At 65.7% G+C, this 26,787-nt stretch carries 20 protein-coding genes; 7 read left to right on the top strand and 13 right to left on the bottom strand.

All coding sequences use genetic code 11. The annotated features are described in order from the left end of the window. Positions 1-17: 17 nt before the first annotated feature. Entirely contained in the window at positions 18-2,801 is a 2,784-nt protein-coding gene (locus KTJ89_RS17050; RefSeq protein ID WP_259358598.1) for an FtsK/SpoIIIE family DNA translocase, read from the bottom strand. A 408-nt stretch (positions 2,802-3,209) separates the two neighbouring features. Beyond that, positions 3,210-3,749 carry an ArsR/SmtB family transcription factor gene (locus tag KTJ89_RS17045; protein ID WP_139908400.1) on the bottom strand — a complete coding sequence of 180 codons (540 nt, stop codon included), beginning with the start codon at positions 3,747-3,749 and terminating at the stop codon, positions 3,210-3,212. Between the two features lie 150 nt (positions 3,750-3,899). Here KTJ89_RS17045 and KTJ89_RS17040 point away from each other — a divergent pair, with 150 nt between their 5' ends. Beyond that, on the top strand, positions 3,900-5,261 hold the full coding sequence (locus tag KTJ89_RS17040) for an MFS transporter (protein ID WP_374990292.1): 1,362 nt from the start codon (positions 3,900-3,902) through the stop codon (positions 5,259-5,261). Between the two features lie 170 nt (positions 5,262-5,431). Here KTJ89_RS17040 and KTJ89_RS17035 read toward each other — a convergent pair whose 3' ends face one another. Together KTJ89_RS17035 and KTJ89_RS17030 are read right to left on the bottom strand one after the other, a co-directional pair. After that, positions 5,432-6,088, bottom strand: a complete 657-nt coding sequence (locus KTJ89_RS17035) for a response regulator (RefSeq protein ID WP_139468945.1) — start codon at positions 6,086-6,088, stop codon at positions 5,432-5,434. Beyond that, entirely contained in the window at positions 6,088-7,890 is a 1,803-nt protein-coding gene (locus tag KTJ89_RS17030; protein ID WP_259358597.1) for an ATP-binding protein, read from the bottom strand. Before KTJ89_RS17030 ends, KTJ89_RS17035 begins: the two co-directional genes overlap by 1 nt. A gap of 143 nt (positions 7,891-8,033) precedes the next feature. Between KTJ89_RS17030 and KTJ89_RS17025 the strand changes: the two genes are divergently transcribed. Continuing rightward, positions 8,034-9,527: a CitMHS family transporter gene (locus tag KTJ89_RS17025; RefSeq protein ID WP_259358596.1), complete on the top strand. Its 1,494-nt coding sequence runs from the start codon at positions 8,034-8,036 to the stop codon at positions 9,525-9,527. Between the two features lie 13 nt (positions 9,528-9,540). Next, complete coding sequence (locus KTJ89_RS17020) at positions 9,541-10,002, top strand: universal stress protein (RefSeq protein WP_259358595.1); 462 nt, start codon at positions 9,541-9,543, stop codon at positions 10,000-10,002. A gap of 52 nt (positions 10,003-10,054) precedes the next feature. On the opposite strand, the gene KTJ89_RS17015 is transcribed toward KTJ89_RS17020, so the two are convergent. After that, positions 10,055-11,209, bottom strand: a complete 1,155-nt coding sequence (locus KTJ89_RS17015) for an FAD-binding oxidoreductase (protein WP_259358594.1) — start codon at positions 11,207-11,209, stop codon at positions 10,055-10,057. Between the two features lie 162 nt (positions 11,210-11,371). Then, positions 11,372-12,976: a malate synthase A gene (aceB, locus tag KTJ89_RS17010; RefSeq protein ID WP_139908405.1), complete on the bottom strand. Its 1,605-nt coding sequence runs from the start codon at positions 12,974-12,976 to the stop codon at positions 11,372-11,374. 336 nt (positions 12,977-13,312) lie between these two features. On the opposite strand from aceB, the gene KTJ89_RS17005 reads away from it, so the two are divergent. Next, a complete protein-coding gene (locus KTJ89_RS17005) occupies positions 13,313-15,205 on the top strand; it encodes an L-lactate permease (RefSeq protein ID WP_259358593.1) in 1,893 nt (630 codons plus the stop codon). Between the two features lie 259 nt (positions 15,206-15,464). Here KTJ89_RS17005 and KTJ89_RS17000 read toward each other — a convergent pair whose 3' ends face one another. Both KTJ89_RS17000 and dapA read right to left on the bottom strand, forming a co-directional pair. Continuing rightward, positions 15,465-17,111: a ribonuclease J gene (locus tag KTJ89_RS17000; RefSeq protein WP_259358734.1), complete on the bottom strand. Its 1,647-nt coding sequence runs from the start codon at positions 17,109-17,111 to the stop codon at positions 15,465-15,467. 34 nt (positions 17,112-17,145) lie between these two features. Further along, on the bottom strand, positions 17,146-18,069 hold the full coding sequence (dapA, locus tag KTJ89_RS16995; RefSeq protein ID WP_259358592.1) for a 4-hydroxy-tetrahydrodipicolinate synthase: 924 nt from the start codon (positions 18,067-18,069) through the stop codon (positions 17,146-17,148). Positions 18,070-18,243: 174 nt separating this feature from the next. Here dapA and KTJ89_RS16990 point away from each other — a divergent pair, with 174 nt between their 5' ends. Next, positions 18,244-19,557 carry an ATP-binding protein gene (locus tag KTJ89_RS16990; RefSeq protein WP_259358591.1) on the top strand — a complete coding sequence of 438 codons (1,314 nt, stop codon included), beginning with the start codon at positions 18,244-18,246 and terminating at the stop codon, positions 19,555-19,557. Positions 19,558-19,568: 11 nt separating this feature from the next. On the opposite strand, the gene KTJ89_RS16985 is transcribed toward KTJ89_RS16990, so the two are convergent. Beyond that, positions 19,569-20,261, bottom strand: coding sequence for a TetR/AcrR family transcriptional regulator (locus KTJ89_RS16985; protein ID WP_259358590.1), 693 nt, complete (start codon positions 20,259-20,261; stop codon positions 19,569-19,571). Next, a complete protein-coding gene (locus tag KTJ89_RS16980) occupies positions 20,258-22,258 on the bottom strand; it encodes an oxidoreductase (protein WP_259358589.1) in 2,001 nt (666 codons plus the stop codon). The genes KTJ89_RS16985 and KTJ89_RS16980 overlap by 4 nt, the downstream gene beginning before the upstream one ends. A gap of 234 nt (positions 22,259-22,492) precedes the next feature. Here KTJ89_RS16980 and KTJ89_RS16975 point away from each other — a divergent pair, with 234 nt between their 5' ends. Further along, positions 22,493-23,152 carry a class I SAM-dependent methyltransferase gene (locus KTJ89_RS16975; RefSeq protein ID WP_259358588.1) on the top strand — a complete coding sequence of 220 codons (660 nt, stop codon included), beginning with the start codon at positions 22,493-22,495 and terminating at the stop codon, positions 23,150-23,152. Positions 23,153-23,200: 48 nt separating this feature from the next. Here the strand turns inward: KTJ89_RS16975 and ypfJ are convergent, their stop codons facing one another. After that, on the bottom strand, positions 23,201-24,079 hold the full coding sequence (gene ypfJ, locus KTJ89_RS16970) for a KPN_02809 family neutral zinc metallopeptidase (protein WP_259358587.1): 879 nt from the start codon (positions 24,077-24,079) through the stop codon (positions 23,201-23,203). 68 nt (positions 24,080-24,147) lie between these two features. On the opposite strand from ypfJ, the gene KTJ89_RS16965 reads away from it, so the two are divergent. Beyond that, a complete protein-coding gene (locus KTJ89_RS16965) occupies positions 24,148-25,428 on the top strand; it encodes a heparan-alpha-glucosaminide N-acetyltransferase domain-containing protein (protein ID WP_259358586.1) in 1,281 nt (426 codons plus the stop codon). Here KTJ89_RS16965 and KTJ89_RS16960 read toward each other — a convergent pair. Continuing rightward, positions 25,391-25,849, bottom strand: coding sequence for a tetratricopeptide repeat protein (locus KTJ89_RS16960; protein WP_139908413.1), 459 nt, complete (start codon positions 25,847-25,849; stop codon positions 25,391-25,393). The two genes, KTJ89_RS16965 and KTJ89_RS16960, sit on opposite strands and share 38 nt — an antisense overlap. Further along, positions 25,849-26,595 (bottom strand): 4-hydroxy-tetrahydrodipicolinate reductase, encoded by a 747-nt coding sequence (dapB, locus tag KTJ89_RS16955; protein WP_139908414.1) that lies wholly within the window; start codon positions 26,593-26,595, stop codon positions 25,849-25,851. The genes KTJ89_RS16960 and dapB overlap by 1 nt, the downstream gene beginning before the upstream one ends. Positions 26,596-26,787 lie beyond the last annotated feature (192 nt).

The raw sequence follows: 26,787 nt of genomic DNA, 5'->3' as shown, positions 1-26,787 counted from the left end.
TTGGGGTTCGGATGAGGTCAGCGGCCGGTGAGCTGCCAGGCGTCCTCTCCGCTGGCTTCGACGACCTCGAGTCCGGTCTCCGGATCGACGTCACCGACGGTGAGGTCGCCGGCATGGCCTACGCCGTTCGCATAGCGGTCGGACGATGCCGAGCTGTACGCCGACGCCGAGCCGTGGGAGGTCTCGCCGTAGTCGTCGTCGAACTCCTCGTCATAGTCCCCGGCTGCCGAGGCGTGCCCGGATCCGGTCTGTCCGGACTCGCCGTGGCCTCCATCGGTCGGGACGTCGGCAGGGGCGCCGCCGGAATCCTCGGGCGGGGTCTCGCCCTTGATGATGGCCAGGGTTCCCGGCAGGTCGTCGGGGCGCACGAGCACGTCGCGGGCCTTCGACCCCTCGGAGGGTCCGACGATTCCGCGGGACTCCATGAGATCCATGAGGCGACCTGCTTTGGCGAAGCCGACGCGCAGCTTGCGCTGCAGCATCGAGGTCGAGCCGAACTGCGTGGTGACGACCTGCTCGATCGCCTGGAGCAGCAGGTCGAGGTCGTCTCCGATGTCCTCGTCGATCTGCTTCTTCGGCGCTTCGACGGCCACGTCTTCGCGGTAGTTCGGGGTGAGCTGGCTCTTGACGTGTTCGACGACCTTCTCGATCTCGGACTCGTTGACCCAGGCGCCCTGGACACGCATCGGCTTGGCCGCGCCCATCGGCAAGAACAGGGCGTCACCCTGACCGATGAGCTTCTCAGCACCGGGCTGGTCGAGCACGACTCGCGAGTCGGCCAGCGACGAGGTCGCGAATGCCAGGCGGGAGGGCACGTTGGCCTTGATGAGACCGGTGACGACGTCGACGCTGGGTCGCTGGGTGGCGAGCACCAGGTGGATGCCGGCGGCACGGGCCAGCTGCGTGATGCGCTGGATCGAGGCTTCGACGTCGCGCGGGGCGACCATCATGAGGTCGGCGAGCTCGTCGACGACGACCAGCAGGTACGGGTAGGGCTGGAGGACGCGTTCGGATCCGGCAGGCGGCTGGATGCGGCCCTCACGGACTGCCTTGTTGAACTCCTTGACGTGCTTGAACCCGTAGTTCGCAAGGTCGTCGTAGCGGGCGTCCATTTCGCGCACGACCCATTCGAGCGCCTCGGCGGCCTTCTTCGGGTTCGTGATGATCGGGGTGATGAGGTGCGGGATGCCTTCGTAGATCGTTAACTCGACGCGCTTGGGGTCGACGAGGATCATGCGGACCTCGTCGGGGGTCGCGCGCATCATGATCGAGGTGATCATGGAGTTCACGAAGCTCGACTTACCGGCACCGGTGGCACCGGCGACGAGGAGGTGGGGCATCTTCGAGAGGTCGGCGACGACGAATCCGCCTTCGACGTCCTTGCCCACGCCCATGACCATGGGGTGGTCGGTCTTGCGGGCGGCCTTCGAGCGCAGCACATCACCGAGGGCCACGTTCTCACGGTCGGTGTTCGGGATCTCGATGCCGATGGCCTTCTTGCCGGGGATCGGCGAGAGGATGCGCACGTCGGCGCTGGCCACGGCGTAGGCGATGTTCTTCGACAGGGCCGTGACCTTCTCGACCTTCGTGCCGGCGCCGAGCTCCACCTCGTAGCGGGTGACCGTCGGGCCGCGGGAGAAGCCGGTGACCTCGGCGTCGATCTTGAACTGCTCGAGCACATCGCGCAGGGCTTCGACCACGCGGTCGTTGGCCTCGGAGCGTTCCTTCGCGGGAGGTCCGGGCTGGAGGTTGTCGGAGGCGGGCAGGGTGTAGGTGACGTCGCCGGCGAGGGTGAGCTGTTCGACGCGTTCGGGCAGCTGCTCCGTGGGCGGAGGTGCGGGTGCGTTCGTCGTCGGCACCGGCGTCGAGGCGGCAGCGGGCTCGGACTTCTTCGCCTGGTTCGCGGCGTCGTCGTCCATCCCGATGGTCTTCTTCAGCTCGGCCATTTCGCGTTCGGCCTTGGTGGGCCGGCGCTGGCCGGGCTTGAGCTTCGGCTCCGGGCTGGTCTCGATACGCGTGGTGTCGGCTTCTTCGTCGCTGACGTCGTCTTCGTGGATGTAGGCCTTGTCGTAGGCCTTCGTGGCGGTGTCGTCGTCGGCGGATTCGGCGTCGAGATCGGGGACCTCGGTCTTCTTCTTCCGGCTGCGGCGCTTGGCGCCCATCACGGGTTTGAGGTCGGAGGTCCGGCCGTTCTCGGCAACGAGGTCGGACTGTTTGGTCTCGGTCGCCTCGGCGTCGGTTTCGGGTCGGGCACCGCCGGTGAGTCGGTAGTACAGGTCGGTGAGGCGACGGGGAATCGCGCGCACCGGTGTCGCGGTGACGACGAGCAGGGAGAACAGCCCGAGGAGGACGAGCAGCGGCACCGCTACGTACACGGTGGTCGCAACGACCAGTGGTGAGGACACGACGAATCCGAGCGCGCCTCCCCCGTTGGCCATGGCCTCGCGGGAGTTCGTGAAGGTCGGGTTGCCGGCGGCGATATGCGCCAGGCCCGAGGCGGCGAGCAGACCGAAGATCATCCCGATGAGGATGCGGTTGTTGCCGCGGTTGTCGTCGCCGCGCAGGAACAGGCGGATCGCGTAGCAGGTGAAGACCACCGGCAGGGCGAGTGCCACCCGGCCGAAGGTGCCTTCGACGATTCCGCGGACGCCGTCGCTGATCGCGCCGGGGATGTTCCACCATTCGAAGGCGGCGATGATGATCGAGAGTCCGATGAGGAAGAAGGCTGTGCCGTCCCGCTTCGTCGGTGATTGATCGGTCGGTTCGTCGCTGAGAGTCTTTCGCGCACGGTTTCCGGCCATGTGGGCCACTCCCCTCCATGCACCGGTGACAACGTTTGTCCCGGGTTCTTCGGTCCCCGCTTGACCGGACCGACCAGCGTTTTTGCGCGCTGTGCGTTTCCCGGAACCAGAAGCGGGGGAAGTCGTTCTGGTCGCCATGTCTCTCATCTTAGGACGATATTGCGCTCCTGCCCAGCAAATCCGCAGGTTTCGGCGTGCCACCAGGGGCGATGTTCGGCTCCGCGTGTCACTGCGGCTGCGCTAGCCCGGAACATGCGATTTTGCGGCCGTGAGCAAGCTAAGTGTGCTCAGATTGCCCGTTATCCTAGACATTCTGGCATTCTGAGCACACTTAACTTGTCATTCGCGGCAGCGCATCGCGCGTCGACATAACTGTCACCGGCGTTATCAGCGGGATCCCGGCCGCCGTCAGCGGTCATGTGGATCGCTCGGGTGCATGGCGATGAACAGACCCCATTGGGTGGCACCGTCCTTGTTGCGCCGGCTGCGGAACTCTTCGAACAGCTCATCGATGCGAGCCCGGAACTCCTCGACCTCATCCTCGGTGAGCATCGCCGCCATCCGACCCATCGTCCGCTCCTCATACGGTGCGGCGGTGAACTCGGCTGTGAAGGCCTCGAGCATCTCGGTCGTCATATCGCCGGTGTTGAGGAACCAGCTCTTGCCCGTGGCGAGGTATGGGATCTCTCTGGACCCGCGCTTGCCGCGCCGCGCCTCCTGAGGTTCGAGGAATCCGGTGTCGGCGAGCATCCGCACATGATGGAGCGAGGTCGCGGGATTGAGGCCGGTCGCCTCGGCGATCTCTCGATTGCTCAATGCCTCGTCCAGACACAGCCGCAGGATCCGAATCCGAATGCTCGACGCCAGCGCCTTGGCCTCGGCATCAGTGGCGTCCCTGCGCTCCACGGCTCGGGCGAGGGCGGCCGCGGCAGGTGTGTCATCGTTCATGTCTCAACGCTAACGAGTGATCGGGAGAAGTCAATCAATCGTCCAAAGTGATTGACTTTCCTCAATCGCTCGTGGAGCATTACTGATTGACAACCCTCAATCACTGACCTTCAATCACCGATCCTCCACCCGCCGTCGCGAGGAAGAGCCATGGCAGCAGCCGACCAACCGCCGTCGAGCGAACCACAACCGCAGCACGGTCCCGCCTCATCGCAGCGGCCGAAACACGTCTCCCTGTGGAGACACCGCGACTTCATGAAGTTATGGGCAGGCGACACGGTCTCCGTGTTCGGCTCCCAGCTCGTCCTCTTCGCCCTCCCCCTCATCGCCGTACAGCTCCTCCACGCCGACGCCTTCGAAATGGGAGTGCTCGCCACCCTGGAATCGGCGGCTTTCCTGCTCATCAGCCTGCCCGCCGGGGCCTGGGTCGACCGACTGCCGAAGAGACTCGTCATCGTCTCCGGCGACATCATCCGCGCCGCCATTCTCCTGACCATCCCGCTGACCTGGGCGTTCGATGCACTGAGCATGGTCCAGCTCTATCTCGCAGCGGCCGGGGTCGGAATCGTCAGCGTCTTCTTCGACATCGCCAATCAGTCCTATCTGCCCGAACTCGTCGACGGCGACGCGATCTCCGACGGCAACGGCAAGCTCCAAGCCAGCCAGCAGACCGCCGGAGTTGCCGGCCCCACCCTGGCCTCCGGCCTGGTCACCGCGATCGGTGCCCCGCTGACCATCGGACTGACCAGCATCTGCATGGGTCTCTCCAGCATTCTCGTCGGACTCATCAGACACCGCGAAACCCCACGACCGGCCGAGGGCCGGTCCGGGTTCGTCGCCGAGATTCGGGAGGGACTCGGATTCGTCCTCGGTCACCCGCTGCTGCGCCGGATCACTGCCTGCACAGGTCTGACGAACTTCGCGTCGTCGGGCATCTTCGCGCTCCTCGTGCTGTACGCCCTCACCACACTCGGTCTTCACCAGGTCGAACTCGGAATCATCATGTCAGTCGCCTCGGCCGGCGGCATCCTCGGCGCACTCACGGCGGCGTGGGTGCAGAAGATCCTCGGCGAAGGAACGAGCATCGCCGTGTCCGCGCTGATCGGCGGCCTCTGCTTCCTCGGTGTTCCCCTCGCCTCCGTCCTGCCGGCGCTGCCGACCGTGCTGATCAGCTGGTTCCTTGTGACCTGGGCAATCGTCGTCTACAACATTGCGCAGGTGAGCTTCCGGCAGCGCCTCTGCCCGAAGCCGCTGCTGGGCCGGATGAACGCGTCCATCCGCTTCCTCGTATGGGGACCGATGCCGTTGGGCGCCTTCCTCGCGGGCATCCTCGGCGACCGGCTCGGAGTGACGAGGACGATGTGGATCCTGGCAGCCTGCGCGCTGCTCGGCTCACTGCCGGTACTCGCCTCCCGCCTGCTGCGGATGCGCGAACTCCCCCGCGAACTCGATCTGCTCGCCGAGGCGACCGACCCGATCTCACCGTCGGCGGAGGCCGAAGGTCGCGGTTGAGCTCTCCTGCCAACAGCGAGATAAGTGTGCTCAGATTGCACATTCTCTTCGCATTTTTGGCAATCTGCGCACACTTAACTTGCCGTTGGCGGCAGAATCACTGCGGCCAGGCAGCGCCGAAGTCGTCGATCGAAAGAGATCGAGAGTGACCGAGACGAACCCGAAACACCTCAGCGGGTGGCGTAGAGGTGTTCGGGGCGGCCGGTGTTGCCGTACTGCAGGGACACCGTGATCGTGCGGGCTTCGGCAAGTTTCGCCAGATGCCGCTGCGCGGTCGCACGGGAGGCACCAACCGCCTCGGCGACCTCGAGGGCCGTCATCGGACCGCTCGCCTCCTCGAGCGCGGCGAGGATCCGGGTCGTCGTCGACGATCCCGCCGGGCTCGCTCCGGTCCCGCCGACGGCCGCGGCATCGTGGAGGTTGCGCAGCTGCCGCTCGAGGTCGGTCTGCCCGACCTTCTCTCGTTCCCAATAGCGGAGGAATCGTGCGTAGCGGCGCAGGAAGTTCTGCAGCACCTCGGCGGCGAAGGGCTTGACGATGTACGTCATCGCCCCCGCGCGCAGCGACGAGCGGACCACCTGCGGATCCGTGACCGCCGAGAGCACGATCGCGTCGATATCGGTCTCGCGGATGAGTTCGACCCCGGTGCCCTCCGGCAGGACGTAGTCGACGAGAAGCAGATCGACCTCGTTCTCGGCGATGACCTCGCGGGCCGTCTTCAGGTCGCGGACGGGTTCGAGTGCCGTGAAGCCGGGCACTTCGTCGACGTACCGGGCGTGGATCTGCCCGACGAAGAAATCGTCATCGAGCACGAGAACGTTGACCATCATCTCTCCTCATCTTGCTGAAATTCATCGAGGGCGTCGGGCAGGCGCATGCCGAAGCTCGCCCCGCCGAGGTCCGGGTCGTGGCCGTCGATGAGCCACACCGCTCCCCCGCCCATCTCCGCGACCCGGCGGCTGAGCGCCAGTCCGATGCCGAGTCCGTGACCGTCCCCGGTGCCGGTTCCGGTGGTCAGCCCGATCCCGAAATCCGGCGCCGAGGCGGCCGTCGAGGTCGAGAATCCCTCGTCGAAGATCTTCCCCGCCACCTCGTCGTCGATCCCGTCACCGGTGTCCGTGACGACCGCGTGGAGCTCCGTCCCGGAGCTGAGCACCTGCACTTCGACCCGGCCTCCGTCCTCGGCGTACCGCCGGCCTGCGACGGCCGCACGGACGGCATTGTCGATGAGGTTGCCGAGGATGAGCGTGACTGCCTCCGGGTCGCGGACCGCACCGACGGCCAGGGAGTCCGGGGTGACGGCCAGGGCCACTCCCGCCTCGGCGGCGGTCGTTCCCTTCGCTTCCAGAACGGCCCGCAGATACGGGTCGGACACGAGGTCGATGTCCTCGACGGGAGTCGTGATCGGCCCGGTGCCCAGGATGGAGGACAGGTAGGTGTGGGCCTCATCGGTGGCGCCCGTGTCGACGAGTCCGAGCACGGTATGCAGCCGGTTGGCGAACTCGTGCCGCTGGGTGCGCAGGGCCCGAGCCATGGCGGTGACGGACTCGAGCTGGCGAGCCATCGTGAGCATCTGGGTCTCGTCGCGGAGGGTCACGACCCCGCCGACGGACACCCCGTCGCGTTGGACCCGCACGGCTGTTGCCAGCAGGATCCGGTCGCCGATCGTGACACGCCGCCGCAGGGCTCCGTCCGCCGGGGCGTCGGCCATGAGCGCGGTGATCTCATCGGGCACATTGACGAGTTCGTCGTCGGAGGCGTCGACCAGTTCGCGGTCGGAATCCCCCGCCGAGGCGGCTCCCCCGTTCGCGCCGGCCGTTTCGCCCGCGCGGTCAACGTGCTTCGCCGAGGAGGCACCGAGCAGCTCCTTCGCGTTCGAATTGCTCAGGGTCAACTTCCCGTTCGTATCGAACCCGAGCACCCCGTCGTCGAGACCGTGGAGCACGGCCCCTTGGTCGCGGGCCATCTCGGCAAGCTCTTCGGGTCCGACGCCGAGCGTCTCCCGCCGCAGACGGCGCCCGAGCATGACGGAGACGACCCCGCCGAGAGCGAGGGCGAGCACCGCCACGGTGCCGAGCAGGATGAGTTCGCGGCGGACATCGGCATCGAGCACGGAGGCGAAGATGCCGACCGAGACCTCACCGACGACGGTCTTGCCGTCCTCATTCGAATAGATCGGCACCTTCGCCCGCACCGTCTCGCCCAGGGTTCCTGATTCGTGGGAGACGTTCTCGCGTCCGGCAAGTGCCTCCTCCGGCGACGTCGAGACCCTGTGTCCGATCTTCGACCGATCAGGGTGGGTGAGTCGGATGCCGCGGTCGTCGGTGATGACGGCGAAGCTGATGCCCGAGCGGTCGCGCAGATCATCGGTGATCGCCAACATCGAGGTCACGAGCTGCTCATCGGGTTTCTCGGCATGCTCGGCCGAAGCCTGGGTGGCGGCGGCGCGGACGTCCGGATCGATCGCCAGCGTGCGGGCAGTGGCCAGCGCCTTCGTCTCGGTCACCTCGGTGACGGTGCGCGCACCCATCCACGCGAACACTCCGGTGACCAGGGCGAGGATCACAATGACGAGCGCGAGCTGAGAGATCAGCACACGCCGGGAGAACGAACGATGGGACCGGGGCACGCGCTCAGCGTAGCCGCGTTTGAGCGCAATGCGCAAAAGGCGCGCAACGATCTAAACGCCATCAGTGCACACAAGCGCGCGCGGCCCGTGATCTGGGCCCTACGGTGTTTCGAGCCTCACATTCGCCTTCGAAGGAGAAGCTCGTGCTTGTCATTCTCGGTTTTGCCATGATCCTCGTCTTCATGACTCTGATCATGACCAAACGACTCTCGCCGATCCTCGCGCTCATCCTCGTGCCCACGATCTTCGGCCTCTTCGCCGGAGCAGGACTGGGCATCGGGGACATGGTCATGGACGCGATCGCCTCGATGTCGTCGACAGCAGCGCTGCTGCTCTTCGCCATCATCTACTTCGGCATCATGATCGACGTCGGCCTCTTCGACAAGCTCGTCGAGTTCATCCTCAAGGTCGCCGGCAACGACCCCGTCAAGGTCGTCCTCGGCACCGCACTGCTCACCGGCGCCGTGTCCCTCGACGGTGACGGATCGACGACGTTCATCGTCGTCACCGCGGCCATGTTGCCGATCTACCAGCGCCTCGAGATGTCACCCGTGGTGCTCACCTGCGTCGCCGGCCTCATCAACGGCACGCTCAACATCGTCCCGTGGGGCGGTCCGACTGCCCGAGCCTCCTCGGCGCTGCAGATCGACGCGAACGAGATCTTCGTCCCCATGGTTCCTTCCCTGGTGGCCGGCCTGCTCGTGTGCCTCGTCTTCGCCTACGTGCTCGGCATCTCCGAACGTCGCCGCCTGGCCAAGAACGGCGTCACCTGGGTCGAGGACCGCGGTTCGAATCGTCGCATGGACCTCGTCGGCGCCGTGGCCGGAGCCAGCACGACCGCGGGTTCGTCCGCGGGCACCACCGCGGGTGGTCACGGACACGGATCCGGCTCGGCCGCCTCGGCGAATGATGACACCACCCCCGAGGCGGGACCCGCCTCCGCGAACGACACAGGCGATTCCGCCGGTTCCGGCACGGGCCTGTCGAACACCGCGCTCGATCCCAACCGCGCAACGCTGCGTCCGAAGCTGTTCTGGTTCAACCTGGCTCTGACCGTGGCCGTGATGGTCCTGCTCATCATCGACATCCTGCCGCTGCCGTACCTGTTCATGATCGGCACCGTCATCGCGCTCATGGTCAACTTCCCGAAGATGAAGGACCAGCAGGAGGAGCTCGCCTCCCATGCGACCGCGATCATCTCCGTCGTGGCCATGGTCATGGCCGCGGGCGTGCTCACCGGCATCATGTCCGGCACCGGAATGGTCGACGCGATGGCCGAGTGGCTCGTCGAGGTCATCCCGAACTCGATGGGCCCCTACATGGCCGTCATCACCGGTCTGCTGTCGATCCCGATGACGTTCTTCATGAGCAACGACGCCTTCTACTTCGGCATCCTGCCCGTGCTCGCCGAGACCGCCTCCCACTTCGGCATCTCCGCGGCGGATATGGCCCGCGCCTCGATCACCGGCCAGCCCGTGCACATGCAGTCGCCGCTCGTGCCCGCGATCCTGCTGCTCGTGTCCCTGTCCGGCGTCGAGCTCGGCGATCACCACAAGAAGGTGCTGTGGCGCGCGCTCATCGTCGCCCTCGTCATGCTCGCCGTGGGTGTCGCCGTCGGCGTCATCGGAATCGGCTGAGCGGAGGACTGCGATGACTGACCTCTATTCGACTCCGCAGCGCCGCTTCCCTGCCCCGTCGCTGCAGGTCACTGCCTCACCGAGCATCAATTCGGCTTCAAATACCGTGGTCCTGGCGCTGCGTCCGGATGCCTCGGATGAGGTGCTCAAGCAGGCGATCGCCGCGGCCCGCCGTGAGAACGCTGCGGTGCAGGCGGTCGTGTTCGGCACGGATACGACGACGGCCCCGTCGACGTCGTCCCTGTCCGAATGCACCAAGTTGGGTGCCTCCCTCGCCGAGGCGGGGCTCGAGTATGCCGTCCACCGTTCCGGGCCCGACCCGGCCGAGCAGATCCTCAGTCTCGCCGACGAGCACGATGCCGCACTCATCGTCATGAGCACGAAGCGACGCTCGCCCGTGGTGAAGCTGCTCCTCGGGTCGAGTGCACAGCAAGTCATCCTTGAGGCCGAATGCCCGGTGCTGTTGGTCAAGTAGAAGTACGGAGCCGGCCGCACGAATTTGGTCGCCCGGCCTCGGTGGCGCGACGCTAGATTCCGGCGATCCCGCGGCCCGGAGCCAGGATTCCTCGAGGGTCGACCAGTTTCTTGATCTCGCGCAGACCCGACCGCCCCGGCTGCGGACCCCAAGCGTCCACCTCGTTCCAGACCGGTGCGGGTGCGTGGATCAGCCGGGCGGCGATGACATGCAGGCCGAAGCTGCGCAGATGCTCGAGGGCCACTCGGGTGGCCACCCCCGGTTCGGATTCCGGTGCGCCGATGCCCAGTTCGAACGTGCCCGTTGCACTGCCGCGCAGCTGCAGCGGAAAGCCAATCGTCGTCTCCAGTCGGGCGACGGCATCGATGAGCGTCGGAATGAAACTCGGCACCACGGATACTCCGATAGTCGCGGCCAGTCGCGCCCTGCGCCCCCACCATTCCGGCTCCCCGCACGGGGTCGCACCGGGGTTCCGATCGACGAGGTGGCCCACTTCGGCCTCGACTTCGTCGGTCTCCCCTTCGATGAGGACCACTGTCGCCGCCAGTGAACCGGGTGGGCGTTCGATGACGACCGCGTCCGGGACTCTGCGGGCGATGAGGAGATCGGCAGCCGCCTCGGTGCCGGGAATCCAGACGAATCTCTGCGCTGCGGGGCGCTCTGTCAGACGGATCTCGGCCTCGGCGATGATCGCTCGGGTTCCCCAGGATCCGGTGACGAGTCCGGGCAGATCGCGGCCGCCCAGGTCCCGGTGGAGCCCATGAGAGGTGCGGGCGATGGTCCCATCGGCACCGACGACGGTCACGGATTCCACGGTCTCGGCCAGGCGGGGACGGCGCAGACTGCGGGGCCCGGTGGCCGCGGTGGCGATCATGCCACCGAGGGTGGCGCCGGCTTCGATGCGGTCGGCGGGAAGGTCGCCGAGGAGCTCCAGATCTGACTGTGCGGCGAACCTGGTCAGGGCGCTGATCCGGGAGCCGGCTCCGGCACGGATGGTGCCGCCGCGAGGATCGGCCGCCTCGGCGATGGATGTCAGGTCGATGAGGAGCCCCGGAGTGGAGACCGGCGGATGATCGTCGAAGGCGGTACCGCCGCCGAACACGGTCACGGTGCGGCGCTCAGTATGGGCGCGGGCCATGAGCTCGGAGAGTTCGGCGATGCTTGAGGGGCTGGCCAGTCGGGGCAGTTCGTCTGTGGTCAGGCTCATCCCCACCTCCGTAGATCCATCCGTCGTCGGCACCTCCCATCTGCGGGTCGAGCTGGAACCCTCACGTGGGAGCGTGTATGTCGAGCTTAGCGAAGAACGCCCCCGAAATCGGTGCGTCAGGCACAGATTTCGGGGGCGTTCGGCTTCGTCAGCGAGTGCCGATCACGGCATGCGGGCGTACGCCGGCAGGGTGAGGAAGTCGACGTACTCGGGGTCGAGGGCGACCGAGGTGAACGTATCGGTGGCGTCCTTCCAGCCTGCGTCGTCACCGGGCAGCTTGGCGACCTCCTCGGCGACGATGCGCTCGACGAGCTCCTTCGTCACCTTCTCACCGGAGTCCAGGGTGATTCCGGCATCGAGCCACTGCCACACCTGGGACCGTGAGATCTCGGCGGTCGCGGCGTCCTCCATGAGTCCGTTGATGGCGACCGCGCCGTTGCCTTCGAGCCAGGCGCGCAGGTACTGGATGCCGACGGACACGTTGGTACGCAGGCCCGCCTCGGTCATCGCACCCGGGGTCGACTTCACGTCGAGCAGATCGGCAGCGGTGACGTTGACGTCTTCGCGCTTGTTGTCGATCTGGTTCGGCTTCTCGCCGAGGGTCTCGGTGAAGACCTCCTTGCAGAGGGCGACCATTCCGGGGTGTGCGACCCAGGAGCCGTCGAAACCGTTGGAGGCCTCACGCGACTTGTCCTCGCGCACCTTGTCGAAGGCGGCCTTGTTCGCGGCTTCGTCCTTCGAGGGGACGAACGCGGACATTCCGCCGATGGCATGTGCCCCGCGCTTGTGGCAGGTGCGCACGAGCAGTTCGGTGTAGGCGCGCATGAACGGCACCGTCATCGTCACGTCCGAACGGTCCGGCAGCAGGAAATCGGAGCCGCGGGAGCGGAAGTTCTTGATCACGGAGAAGATGTAGTCCCAGCGACCGGCATTGAGTCCGGCGGAGTGCTCGCGCAGCTCGTAGAGGATCTCCTCCATCTCGAAAGCCGCGGTGTAGGTCTCGATGAGCACGGTGGCGCGGATGGTGCCGCGGGCCAGGCCGAAGGCATCCTCGGCGTGTTCGAAGACCTGGTTCCACAGGCGGGCCTCGAGGTGGGATTCCATCTTCGCGAGGTAGAAGTAGGGGCCGCGGCCCTTCTCGATCTGGATCTGACCGGCGGTCGAGAAGTACAGCGCGAAGTCGACGAGCGAACCGGAGGTCTCCTCACCGTCGATGAGGATGTGCTTCTCCGGCATGTGCCAGCCGCGAGGACGCACGACGATGGTCGGCAGCTCCTCGTCGGGGGCGAGCTTGTATTCCTTGCCCTCGGGCGAGGTGAAGTCGATTTCGCGGTTGAGCGAGTCGAGCAGGTTGATCTGGCCCTGGATGACCGAGTCCCACTGCGGGGTGTTCGCGTCTTCCTGGTCGGCCAGCCACACCTTCGCGCCGGAGTTGAGCGCGTTGATCGTCATCTTCTTGTAGGTGGGGCCGGTGACCTCGACGCGGCGGTCTTCGAGACCGGGTGCCGGGGGTGCGACCTGCCAGGAGGGATCGTTGCGGATCTCAGCGGTCTCGGGGAGGAAGTCGAGGTCCTTGCCTGCGGCGATTTCGGCCTGGCGTTCCTTGCGAGCCTCGAGGCGCTCGAGACGGTCGCCGTTGAACTTCCGGTGCAGATCGACGATGAGCTCAAGCGCCTTGGGCGTGAGGACCTTCTCAGCCCCGTCCGGCAGCTCACCGGTGATCTCCATCCCGGCGGGGATGTCCAGGTTTTCGATATGAGCGGTCATCGATGGTTCTCCTTAGTCAGCACATCGGTGCTGCGTCCTTATCCACATCTGGTGATGCGATATGTTCGCTGGTCAACGGGGTTTTGACTGCGAAACTTTCACATTGTGAAAATGTTTGTTCACACAACGAAAGAATATGAGGTGATGCACGTCTCGTCAAACCATATCCTGCATTCGAGACGGTGTGTTCATTGACTCTGATCAGGCGGCTGGGGAGGATAAGGGGAACATCTCTCATGGACTCGCCGAGGCGGCCCATCGTCACCGACCACCGCTGGTTCTCGGTCGGCTGAGGAAGATCGTCGCACCAGGTCGGTTCCTTGGAACGATGCGGCAATGACGCCGCGGATCGGACTCATGGTGGACAACCTCGCTGTTGCAGCACTCCTGGCCCTCTCCCCCATCCTCTTAGCCGGAATCCTTCTCATCGGATTCCGCTGGCCCGCGAAATACGCCATGCCTGTCGGACTGATAGCCGCGGCGCTCGTCGCGAACTTCGCCTGGAAGATCGAGTGGGTGACGATCGGCGCCTCGGTCGTCCAGGGCCTCCTCGTCGCGATCGGCCTGCTGTGGATCGTCTTCGGTGCACTTCTGCTGCTGGCCACGATCACCCGGTCCGGAGCGATCGAAACGATCCGCGCCGGCTTCATCGCGATCTCCCCGGACCGGCGGGTGCAGGTCATCATCGTCGCCTGGCTCTTCGGATCCTTCATCGAGGGCGCCGCCGGATTCGGCACTCCGGCCGCCGTGGTCGCCCCGCTCATGCTGGCCCTCGGCTTCCCCGCGATCGCCGCGGTGCTCGCCGGTCTCATCATCCAGTCGACACCGGTGAGCTTCGGCGCCGTCGGCACCCCGATGGTGCTGGGCATCGGCTCCGGGCTGGCGCAGGAGGACGGATCGATGTCGGCCGACGTCGCCGAACGTGCCGGTCAGCTCAGCCTCGGCCAGGCCGAATTCGTCGCCCACACCGCCACGCAGGTCGCACTCATCCACGCCTGCTGCGGCATCCTCATCCCGCTGCTGCTCTCCTGCCTGATGACCGGGTTCTTCGGTGCCAACCGACGCTTCGCCGACGGCCTGGCCATCGCCCCGTTCGCGATCTATGCGGCCCTGGCAATGATCGTGCCCTACCTCATCGTGGCCAATGTGCTCGGGCCGGAGTTCCCGTCTCTGCTCGGCGGGCTCATCGGTCTGGCCATCGTCGTGACGACCTCGCGGATGGGCTTCCTCATGCCGAAGAAGACCTGGGACTTCGCACCGCGCGAGAACTGGCCGGCCTTCTGGATGGGCACCGTCGACCCGAACAAGGAGAAGGCGCAGCTGACCAAGAAGATGTCGCTGCCCCGGGCGTGGTCGCCCTATCTCATCGTCGTCGCCCTGCTGCTCATCACCCGCAATGTGCCCGCGATCAAGGAGTTCCTCAACGGTCCGGCCGTGATCAAGATCGACAACATCTTCGGCACCCCGATCAGCCAGAACATGGATCTGCTGTGGTCGCCCGGCGCGATCTTCGTCCTCGCCTGCGGACTGACGTACTTCATCCACCGGATGACGAAGAAGCAGATCGCAGGGTCCTGGCAGATCGCCGGTTCGCAGATCGCCGGCGCGGCCGTTGCCCTGCTGTGTTCCCTGCCGCTGGTTCGCGTGTTCATCAACTCCGGCGCCGACTACAACGGCGCCGGCTTGGAGTCGATGCCGGTCACCCTCGCCGAGGCGGCCGCCAGTTCCGTGGGCGACGCCTGGCCGCTGTTCGCCCCGTTCGTCGGTGCCCTGGGTGCCTTCGTCGCCGGATCGAACACCGTCTCGAACGTCATGTTCTCGCAGTTCCAGTTCTCCACCGGCACCGCGATCGGTGCCGCCAGCCCCGAGACCGTGGTCGCGGCTCAGGCGGTCGGCGGCGCCGCTGGAAATATGGTGGCCGTGCACAACGTCGTGGCCGCCTCGGCGACGGTGGGACTCATCGGCCGGGAGGGCGAGCTCATCCGTCGCACCTCGATCCCGATGCTCGTCTACTCATTGGCCGCGGGTGCCCTGGCGTTCATCGGACTCAACGGGCTGGGCTTCAACGCGGGCACCGTCGTCCTCACTGCGATTGTCATCGGCCTCGCCGCCGTCGTGGTGATGATCCGCCGCTCGCCGGGCAAGCCCCTGCCGGGCCTTGAAGCGGGCGTCAGCGACCTTCGCACCTCCGACCCCGACGACGAACCGGAGCCCACCGCTCGCGCTTGACGCTCACGCCCGCGCGGATCGTGCCCGCACTTGACGCTTCCGCACGCGCGAATCGTCCCCCGCACCAGGTGTCATCGCCTTTTGAGTCGGGAGTCATCGCCTTTTGATCCACGCATCGGGTTCAAACGCGATGCGCCGATCAAAAGGCGATTCGCCCAGAACGCGACAACGCCCGCAGAGCCTCACGAGGAGGCATCCGCGGGCGTTCGCAGTTTCGTCGGGCAAGAGACCGACGACGGAGCCGCTCGAAAGCGGAGTCTCAGACGATGACGACCATGGGGACGATCATCGGCTTGCGGCGCAGCTTCGACGACACCCAGCGGCCGATGGTGCGGCGCACCACCTGCTGGAGCTGGTACTGATCGGTGGTGCCGTCACGCAGAGCATCCTCGACGGCCTTCTGGACCTTCGGGACGATCGAGTCGAAGACGTCATCGGACTCGGCCACACCGCGGGCGTGGATCTCGGGTCCGGCGATGAGCGACTTCGTCTGCGAGTTCACGGCCATGAAGATCGTCACGAAGCCCTCACCGGACAGGACCAAGCGATCCTTGAGGTCCGCCTCGGTGATCTCACCGACCGACGAACCGTCGACGAAGACGTAGTTGCAGTCGACGGCGCCGACGACCTCGGCATGACCGTCCTTGAGGTCGACGACCCAGCCGTCATCGGCCAGGACGATGTTGTTCGGGTCGACGCCGGTCGCCTCGGCGTGGCGGGCGTTGGCCAACAGGTGGCGCCATTCGCCGTGGACGGGCATGACTCCGCGGGGCTTGACGATGTTGTAGCAGTAGAGCAGCTCGCCGCCGGAGGCGTGGCCGGACACGTGGATCTTCGCGTCGGCCTTCGAGATGACACGCGCGCCGAGCTTCATCAGGCCGTTGATGACCTTGAACACGGAGTTCTCGTTGCCGGGGATGAGCGAGGAGGCGAGGATGACGGTGTCGCCGTCGCCGACGTCGACGCGGTGGTTGCGGTTGGCCATGCGGGACAGGGCGGCCATCGGCTCACCCTGGGAGCCGGTGCACATGAGGACGATCTGGTCCTCGGGGTAGTCGTCGACCTTCTTGATGTCGATGAGCGTTCCCGCCGGCACGTTGAGGTAGCCGAGGTCCTCGGCGATCTTCATATTGCGCACCATGGAGCGGCCGACGAGGGCCACCTTGCGACCATGGGCGGTGGCGGCGTTGAGCACCTGCTGCACACGGTGGACGTGGGAGGAGAACGAGGCGACTATGATGCGCCGTTCGGCGGTGCCGAAGAGGTTCTCGAGCACGGGCCCGATGTCCTTCTCCAGCGCGGTGAAGCCGGGAACCTCGGCGTTCGTCGAGTCTGTCATGAACAGGTCGACGCCTTCTTCGCCGAGGCGGGCGAAGGCGCGGAGGTCGGTGATGCGGCCGTCGAGCGGCAGCTGGTCCATCTTGAAGTCACCGGTGTGCAGGATGTTTCCGGCGCCGGTGCGGATGAACACGGCCAGGGCATCGGGGATCGAGTGGTTGACGGCGACGAATTCGAGGTCGAAGGGACCGAGCTGGTCGACATCGTCTTCCTTCACCACGCGGGTGATGGGCTTGATGCGGTGCTCTTTGAGCTTGGCTTCGATGAGCGCGATCGTCAGCTGCGAACCGAGGATCGGGATGTCGCCCTTGCGGCGCAGCAGGTAGGGAACGGCGCCGATGTGGTCTTCGTGGCCGTGGGTGAGCACGAGGCCGATGATGTCGTCGAGGCGGTCATCCAGGTAGGAGAAGTCGGGGAGGATGAGGTCGACGCCGGGCTGGTCCTCTTCTGGGAAGAGCACACCGCAGTCGACGATGAGGAGTTTGCCGTGGTATTCGAAGACGGTCATATTGCGACCGACTTCGCCGAGTCCGCCGAGCGCGACGATGCGGACGGCTTCTTTGTCCATCTTCGGCGGGAGGGACAGTTCTTGGGTCAATGCATTATTCACTGAGGTAACCACTCCTGGTCAATTGGGCGGCGACGAACGCCATCTGCTCCTCATCAGCTGGGAGCAGCGGCATACGCACGTCGCGGTTGTCGAGTATTCCTTGGGCCTGCAGAGCGGCCTTCGCCGAGATCACTCCCGGCATGTGGTTCATGAGCGCATCCACCACGTCCGCGGTGTCGCGGGAAAGGGTGCGTGCGGTGTTGAGGTCGTTGTTCGCCACTGCGGAGACCATGGCGGCGAACCGGTCCGAGCAGACATGTCCGGCCACGGACACGAGTCCGAGCGCGCCGAGGGACAGCAGCGGCAGGTTGAGGGCGTCCTCGCCGGAGTAGTACACGAGCGAGGAGTTGTTCATGACGTACGAGGAGGCGAAGAGGTCGCCCTTGGCGTCCTTGACCGCGAGGATGTTCGGGTGGTCCGAGAGTCGCAGCAGGGTGTCCGTGATGATCGGGGCACCGGCCCGGCCGGGAATGTCATAGAGCATGACCGGCAGGTCGGTGGAGTCGGCGGCCGCGCGCATATGGGCTTCGATCGCCGGTTGGGTCGGCTTCGAATAGTACGGGGTGACGAGCAGGATCCCGTCGGCTCCGGCATCGGCCGAACGGCGGGAGAGGTCGATGGTGTGTGCGGTGACGTTGTTGCCGGTGCCGGCGACGATCTTCGCCCGCTTGCCGATGACACCGCGGACGACGCGGATGAGTTCGACCTTCTCGTCGTCGGTCGTCGTCGGAGATTCGCCGGTGGTGCCGGAGACGACGAGCATGTCGTTGCCGAGCTCGACGAGGTGGTTCGCCACCTTCTCCACGGACGCATAGTCGATGCTGCCGTCGCGCTTGAATGGAGTCACCATTGCAGTGCCGACGGAACCGAACGCGTCAATGGCAGTCGCTGCTGCCTGGTCACCGAGAATCGCCATAGAACCAGGATAGCGCCCACGTCCTCTCATGAGTGCAGTGGTCCACCCGCGTTGCGGGTGTCGTTCGCCTCGCCTGCGGCGACCGTGCGGTCACGTTGAGAGACGGATCACACCTGCAGCCGCTCGATCGTCTACTCTTGAGCCCTGCCCGCCACCGAAACAAAGGAGTTTTCGATGACCCGCACCCGCATCCGCGATTTCCATGATGATGACCTCGACGGAATCATCCGTCTCTTCGAAGCCGCCGTCCCGGAATCCGAGTCCGCTCCCCCGCTCTATCCGCTCTCCGAGGTGTTGGCCGCCTGCCAGCGCAATCAGGCCGTCGTGGCCGTCCGCGATGAGGAGATCGTCGGAGCCGCCGTCGGTCGCGCCGCACACGGTCAGGGAGTTCTCGTATTCTTCCATGTCCTGGAGGCGGTGCGTGCCGATCCTGAGCAGGGCACCCGCGCCGAGGCGGGGCTGCTCGATGCACTCGAACGACGCCTCATGCCGCTGGGCTTGGGGAAGCTGTCGATGCTCATTCCCGCGGGGACGTCGGCCTGCGATGGTCTGGTGGCCAACGGTTTCGAGACCCGGTCCGGGTTGAAGTACGTCGAGCGGCATCTGCCCGTCCAACGTCGTGAGCTCGACCGGCTCAAAACGGTCGGGGGACGGATTCTGCCCCGCCACCTCTGGGATGGGGTGAGCGGGATGCAAGAGGAGAAGGACATGCTCGAGGATCGCCTCGTCGTGCCCTTGGCCGAACCGGATCTCGCCGATCATTTCGGGGTCGTGCCGCCTCGGGCGGTGATGCTCTTCGGTCCGCCGGGGACGGGGAAGACGACGTTCGCGAAGGCGGTGGCGTCGCGGTTGGACTGGCCGTTCGTCGAGGTGTTCCCGTCGCGTCTGTCCGGTGAGCCCGGCGGTGTGGCGGCGGGTCTGCGCACAACGTTCGAGCAGATCAATGAGCTCGAGCATGCTGTGGTGTTCATCGATGAGGTCGAGGAGATCGCGTCGAAGCGCGGAGGTGAGCCGCCGTCGCCGACGCAGGGGGTGACGAATGAGCTGCTCAAGCAGGTTGCGGAGTTCCGGGATCGGGAGGGCCGGCTGCTCATCTGTGCGACGAACTTCGTCCGTGCCCTCGATGCGGCGTTCCTGCGGCATGGGCGCTTCGACTATGTCATTCCCATCGGATTGCCGGATGCGACCGCCAGGGAGGCGATCTGGTCGCGCTACATTCCCGAGCATACGATCGCCGGTGTCGATCTCGATGTGCTCGTCGATGCCAGTGACGGGCTGACCCCGGCCGATATCGAATATGCGGCCCGGCGGGCTTCGCAGGAAGCTCTGGCCTCGTCGCTGCGACAGCAGCACGTCGATATCGCCTCCCGGTCTGATGTGCTTTCGACCGATGACTATCTCGAAGCGCTGCGGGCGACGCGGGCGACGGTGTCCGAGGAGACGGCCCGGGAGTTCGGTGAGGACGTGGAGACGATCGCCAGGCTGTGAGGCGGGCCGGGCTATGACCGGACCGGATTGTGCGGACCCGAATGCGTCGCAGCGGCGCCCGGACTCCCACCGCTCAACAGGCCGTCCGCAGTAGCGCCGAGGATGCGCGCCATCGTCGTCGGCTCGGGTCCCTGTCCGGCAACGGCGGCGAGGTCGAAGCCGTCGATGATGGCGATGAACGTATCGACCACCTCGGTGGCGGTGAGCCCGTAAAGAGTGAAATCTCCGGTCCTGATGCCGTCACCGATGATGCGTGAGAACAGGCTGCGCCAACCGGCGAAGACGGAATCGACACAGTCTTGCAGGCTCGTATGGGTGCGTGCCGCGGTGACGAGCTCGATCCAGATCCGCGACCTCTGGCCGTGGTTGCCGACCTCGTGGACGGCGGTGAAGGCCGCGTGCAGGCGGGACCGAGGCGAACCGGTTTCTGTCCCTTCGCCTGTGTTCTTGCCATTATGGTTCGCCATGTCGGCGATGTCCTTGAGCACCGCATCGCTGTGGGCCGAGAAAGCTGCGGCGAGCAGGGCATCGCGTGACCCGAAGTAGTACTGCACTGTCCCGACCGACATGCCGACGGCCTTCGCTACATCGGACATGCGGACAGCCGTGGGGCCTCGGTCGACGATCTGGTCGAGGGTGGCCGCGATGATCGCCGCCTTCTTCGCCTCGGTTTCGGCGGCAGGTTGGGCCGGTCGTGGGCTCACGCCGTGACCGGTGTTCGTCGTTCGGCCAGAGTGGTGGCCGCGGTCAGCCCTTCGTACACGGCCTCTTCGACCGTGCGCGGGGCCAGGGCGTCACCGATCACCGTCACCGAGGCGGCCCCGAAGTCGAGGTCGACCGGAACAGAGCGTGGTGCTCCGGAGACGATCGTCGCGGCGACATCGGCGACCTCGTGGACGACCTCGCAGAGTGTGGATTGCAGGTACCCGGTGTCGACATCGACTCCGACGAGGCGCACGTCGTTGACGAATTGCACCCGACCGGTCCGCAGCGCTTGGGACACGAGCAGGGTGCGCGTGTACTGCTGGATCGCGGCACCGGCGAAGTTCGCCGCCGTCGCCAAGCTCACGTGTCGCCCGGCCTCGGCCAGCCGCAGGGCGATGCCGAGTCCGATCCAATCGCCCTTCCAGTCCGTGACGAGCACGCGGCCTGGCGGCAGGTCCGGGGACTCCCGCAGATAGTCGCGGGCACCGATGACGAATGCGTCGTCGGCGATCTCGAGGGCGGGCATGCGCTGTTCGGCTCCCGTGGCGATGATGACGTGGTCGGGGGCCACCTCGGTGATGAGGTCCTGGGTGGCCGGTACGGAGGTGCGGATGTCGACGCCGGCGCGGGCTGCCTCGGCGGAAAGGTTCGTCGCCGCTCCCCCGAATTCGGATCGATACGGCAGTTCCTGAGCCAGCAGCACCGCCCCGCCGAGGTGGGGCTCCTTCTCGCACAGGACGACGTCATCGCCCTGTTCGGCGGCGACCGCGGCGGCCTTGAGTCCGGCCGGTCCCCCGCCGACGACGAGGATCTCGCGTCGGGTGCGCACCGTCGGTCGGGGAAGGAAGGTGAGTTCCCTGCCCGATTCGGGGTATTGGATGCACGAGATCGGCACGCCCTGTTGGAAGTGGCCGATGCAGGCTTGGTTGCAGCCGATGCAGGCGCGGATCTCGTCGACTTTGTCGGCCCGGGATTTGTTCGCGATTTCGGGGTCGCAGATCATCGCGCGGGTCATGATCGCCATATCGGTGCGACCCTCGGCGATCGCGGTTTCGGCTTCGTGGGGTTGGTTGATGCGGCCGGCGACCATGACGGTCTTGTCGGTGATCTTCTTGACCTGCTCGGACAGGTTCGCGGCGTAGCCGGGGTCGATCTGCATCGAGGGCACGATGTGGACGGCGCCCTGCAGAGTGGAGGAATCGCCGGCGGTGATCGAGAAGTAGTCGAGGCAGTCGACGCCGTCGGTGGTCAGGGAGTCGAGGTGTTCGATGAGGTCGAGGATCTCGGTGGCGACGAGGCCGTCCTCGGTCTTCTCCTCACCGGAGATCCGCACGCCCACCACGACATCAGGACCGACTGACTGGCGGACGGTCTGGGCCACCTCGGTGAGGAAACGGCGACGGTTCTCCGGGCTGCCGCCGTAGTCGTCGGTGCGGGTGTTGACGGCGGGGTTGAAGAATTGGATGGGCAGGTAGCCGTGGCTGGCGACGATCTCGACGCCGTCGATTCCGGAGTCGGCGATGCGTTTCGCGGCGCGTCCGTAGCCGGCGATGATGTCTCTGACCTCGGCGGTGGTCAGAGTCTCGGGGACGACTTTGAAGCGTTCCTGCGGTTCGTCGCTCGGGGCCTTAGCCCGGGGTGCCATGCCACGCTCGCCGTCCATGACTTCGCGGCCGGGGTGGAAGAGCTGGGCGAAGATCGTGGCACCGTGGCGGTGGACCGCCTCGGCGACGTTTTGGTAGCCGGGGGCGGAGGATTCGTCGGTGGCCATGAGGACGTGGCTGGTGTAGCGGGCGGTTTCGTGGACGCCGGAGACCTGGAGGACGATGAGTCCGGCTCCGCCTTTCGCGCGGGCCTCATGGTAGGCGACGAGGTCGTCGCCGATGTGGCCGTGATCGTCGAGGACGGTGTCATGGCCGGAGGAGACGATGCGGTTGCGGATCACCGTGGAGCCGATGGTGATGGGTTCGAAGAGGTGTGGGAACAGCTGAGACATGATCGTCCTTGATCAGATCGTCGGGTGGGGCTGGGTGGCTGCCCTCGATGGGGCTGCCTCAGTTATTCATATCACCGTATGACGAACGGCGGCAAGGGTCGCTGCCGTTGATCGAATGCTTCATTTGCTTCCTGCAGTTACCCTGAAGCTATGCCTGACGCCTGCTTTTCACATCCCCGGCTAGCCCAGGTCTATGACCCTCTTGATCCTGACCGATCGGACCTGGACACGTATGTGAACCTGGCAACCAAATTCGGAGCGCAAACTGTGCTCGACGTGGGGTGCGGCACCGGGGAGTTCATCGCTCGGCTCGTCGACATGGAAGTCAGTGCTCTCGGCGTCGATCCGGCTGCAGCATCCTTGCAGATCGCACAGTCCAAACTGACACCTGGTTCAGCAGAGCTTGTCATCGGCACAGTTTCCGCCCTGGCTGGGGACAACGCTCTGAGAAACTCCTTCGATATGGCAACGATGACCGCGAATGTCGCACAGGTCTTCCTCGACGACGATGAGTGGCTCTCCACATTGCGCACAATCCGTCGGTGCCTTCGTTCCGGGGGAAGGTTGGTGTTCGAAACACGTGATCCAGCGGACCAAGCTTGGGAGCGGTGGACCAAAGAAGCGACTCACCGCACCGTCGACCTGGGAGATTTGGGCGAGGTCGAGGAGTGGATCGAGACGACGAATGTGGGAGGTGAGTTCGTCACCTTCGTATCACCAACGATCTTCCACCTTGACGGAGAACGCATCGATTCGACGTCCACACTGCGGTTCAGACCAAAGTCTGTGCTCGAACAGACTTTATCGGAAGCAGGATTCACCGAGGTCGAGATTCACGATCTCCCCTACGCTCCCGGCCGCGGATGGCTGTTCATCGCCACTGCCGGTTCCTGATGATGCCGGCAGTGGCAATCGGGTCGTCACACTTCGCAAATCTGCGCATCACAGCTGATCGCCGGACACTGCGAAGGTGTCGCAGCTGTTCAGGCCCTCGTTGTATCCGGTGGTGAACCATTTCTGGCGCTGCTTGCTCGAGCCGTGGGTGAACGATTCCGGGTTGACGAAGCCGGACTGCTCCTGGATGTGGTCGTCGCCGACGACGAAGGCCGCGTTGAGAGCGTCGTCGAGCTGCTCTTTGGAGGGCTCTTCGAGATACGGAGTGCCGTTGTCGTCGGTGAGAGTGGTGACCTTGCCCAGCCAGGCGCCCGCGTAGCAGTCGGCTTGGAGTTCGGTGCGCACTCCGTTGCTCTCCGGACCGGTGCCGTTGTTCGGGTGCTCGCTCATCACGCCGGTGATGTTCTGGATGTGGTGGCCCCATTCGTGGCCGACGATATAGAGCTGGGCGAGTTCATCGGCCGAGGCACCGTACTGCTGACGCAGAATGTCGAAGAAGCTCGGGTCGATGTAGACGCCCTGATCGGCCGGGCAGTAGAAGGGTCCGACCTGGTTCGATGCGGTCCCGCAGCCGGTCGAGGTCTGACCGTCGACCAGTGTCATCGCCGGCGGTTCGTAGCCGTCGACCTGCTGTGCCCAGTAGTCATCGAGGACGACCTGCGCGCCAGCCATTCGACAGTCGATGTTCGTGTTCGCGTCCTCACCCGTATCGCACTGGGACATGCTGGTCCCGCTCGACTGGTTCTGGCCGCCGTCGTCCGGGGTGATTCCGCCCATCAGTCCGGTGACATCAACGCCGAGCAGCGGTCCGATGAGGAAGACGAGCAAGCCGACGATCCCCACGCCGCCACCGCCGACGATGGCGGTGTTGCGACCGCGTTTGCTCGTCCTGTTGCCGCTGATATCGGCGTTCGGGTTGAAGGTCATGGCATAAAGATACCCCGGGAGCGTACGCGGGAGGGCGCGCAGAAGTGAAGTCGTGTGAGAATCGTTCCATGAGCTCTCACCCGGCGGAACCTCACCGAGCGCACGACGCGGACTCCACGGCCACCTCGGCGAGGGTTGCCCGTCGGCTCAGCCCCGATGGTCGGCTCGTCGGACTCGATGTCGCCCGCGGGATCGCGCTCTTGGCGATGATGGTCACGCACATCTTCGCGCTCGGCGACGAGACGGGGATGCCGACTTGGGCGGCGGTCTTCGCCGGGCGCGCCTCGGCGCTGTTCGCGGTCCTCGCCGGCTGTTCTCTGGTGCTTTCGACCCGATCGCGGATGGCGGTGTCGGGGCGGTTGCGCGATGCGGCACCGAGCGTGCTCATCCGGGCGGCGGCCATCGTCCTCATCGGGCTCTGCCTCGGGTCGATCTCCGGACTGCTCGCGGTCATCCTCGTCAACTACGGGATCATGTTCGCCCTCGCCCTGTTCTTCCTGCGGCTGCGCGCGGGGGCGCTGTTCACGATCGCCGGGGTCTGGATGGTCCTCTCCCCCGTTGTGTCGATGTGGGTGCGTTCGACGTTCCTCCTCGAACCGAGCTACCTGCCGATGGGCTTCTTCGACTTCGCGACGCCGGGGACGATGCTCACCGATCTCTTCCTCACCGGCTATTACCCGGTGCTGCAGTGGCTGTCATACATTCTGCTCGGCATGGCCGTGGCGAAGCTCGACATCGGGCGCCACCTACTCGCGCTGTTCACCCTCGGGCTCTCACTCTTCGTCGTCGGCCGCGGCGCCTCGTGGCTGCTGCTCAATGTCTTCGGCGGGGATGCCGCACTCGTGGAGGTTGCGCAGATGTGGGGCACGGATCTCACGGCGGCCCTCTTCACCGGCAGCTACGGGGTGACTCCGGCGACCTCGTGGTGGTGGCTGGCGATCGCGGGACCGCATTCGGGGACACCGTTCGACCTGCTCTCGACCGGCGGGACCGCGGTGATGACGATCGTCGCCTGCCAGGCCGCCGCGGTGCTGTTGGGTCGGCGGTCATGGGTGCTCGCCCCGCTGTCGGCTCCGGGATCGATGCCGTTGAGCGTGTATTCGGCGCACGTCGTGCTGTTGGAGATCACGAGGTCTCAGATCGTCGGCGATCCGTTGGAGGAATCCGCAACTGCTGGCGAGCAGACTCTCGAGTTCGTCATCCACGCACTCACATTCGTGCTGCTGCCTCTGCTGTGGAAAGCATTTGTCAGCGCCCGCGGCCCGTTGGAAGGCGGAATCGCGGGCATCATCAGGGTGGCGTCGCCGGGACCTAAGCGCCCTGCTTCTGACCTTCCCGGAAAAGGCTGATCGATTTGCGCATCGTGGCGCGCGCTCGTTTGCGGTCGCCGCTGGCATCGTAGGCGCACGAGAGCCGGAACCAGGACCGCCAATCCTCGGGTGCGGCCTCGGCTTCGGCCTGGTACTTCACGAATTCCCTGTCGGCGGCCTCGCGGATGATCTTCCCGCCCGGCGTCCTGGGCAGGTCGTCGACGGGCAGTCCGCCTTCCTCACCGAGGATGCGCGCGAGCTTCTCCGTACGGGCACCGAAGACGAGTTCGACGATGAGCGTCCACGCGCCGATGACGGGCAGGACGAACAGGGCGATACCCATGATCTTGGGGATCATCGCGGGTTCGCGGACGAGGATCCACGCCCGCTGTCCCATGAGGACGAAGTAGAAGACGAGGACGACGGAGACGATGATCGCTCCGATCTTGGCCTTCGACATCAGAGGTCGAGCATGTTCTCGAGGCCGTGGATGAGCCCCGTGTAATCGGCGATGGACCGCACGGCGGTGACGATGCCGGGCATGAACGCCGAGGTGGAGTGCGAGTCCGTGCGGATGGTCAGGGCTTCGCCGTCGGAGCCGAAGAGGATCTCTTCGTGGGCGTTCATGCCCTGCTGACGGATGGCGTGGACGTGGATTCCGTCGATGACGGCACCGCGTGCACCCTGCGGATCGGACTCGGTGGAGTCGGGAACGGCTGGCAGTCCGGCGGCATTGCGGGCGGCGGCGATGCGCTGGGCCGTGTGGTTCGCCGTGCCGGACGGGGCGTCGAGTTTGCGGGTGTGGTGGATCTCGACGACTTCGGCCGAGTCGAAGTAGGGGGCCGCGAGCTCGGCGAAGCGCATGGCCAGGACGGCACCGATCGAGAAGTTCGGGGCGATGAGCACCGCAGTCTCCGGGTGGTTCTTCAGCGTGGCTTCGAGTCGGGCCAGGCGGTCGTTGTCCCAGCCGGTGGTGCCGACGACGGTGTCGATGCCGTTCTCGACGAGGAAGGTGACATTGTCCTCGGTGGATTTAGGAACGGTCAGTTCGACGGCGACGTCGATGTTCTGATCGAGCAGAGTCTCCAGCGAATCGCTGCTGCCGAGTGCGGCGACGAGTTCGAGTCCTTCGGCATCGTTGATCGCATCGACGGCGTGGGATCCCATCCGACCCTTGGCTCCGATGACGGCTACGCGAATGCTCATATGCTGTGACTCCTTGTGCGATGATCCCTGCGAGGTGTGCCGGTCGGGCCGAGGCGAAACGACCGGAACGATCTCCGCCAGTCAGTCTAGCGACCCTCGGCAGTTCTCTTCACATCCAGTGACCATCCGAACACTCCCAAGTACTACCTGACGGCGGCGCAGCAACCTCGCGCGAGGTTGCTGGGCCGATCC

Source organism: Brevibacterium sediminis (assembly GCF_024895295.1).
Lineage (GTDB): Bacteria > Actinomycetota > Actinomycetes > Actinomycetales > Brevibacteriaceae > Brevibacterium > Brevibacterium sediminis.
This window is presented reverse-complemented; position numbering and strand designations above follow the sequence as displayed.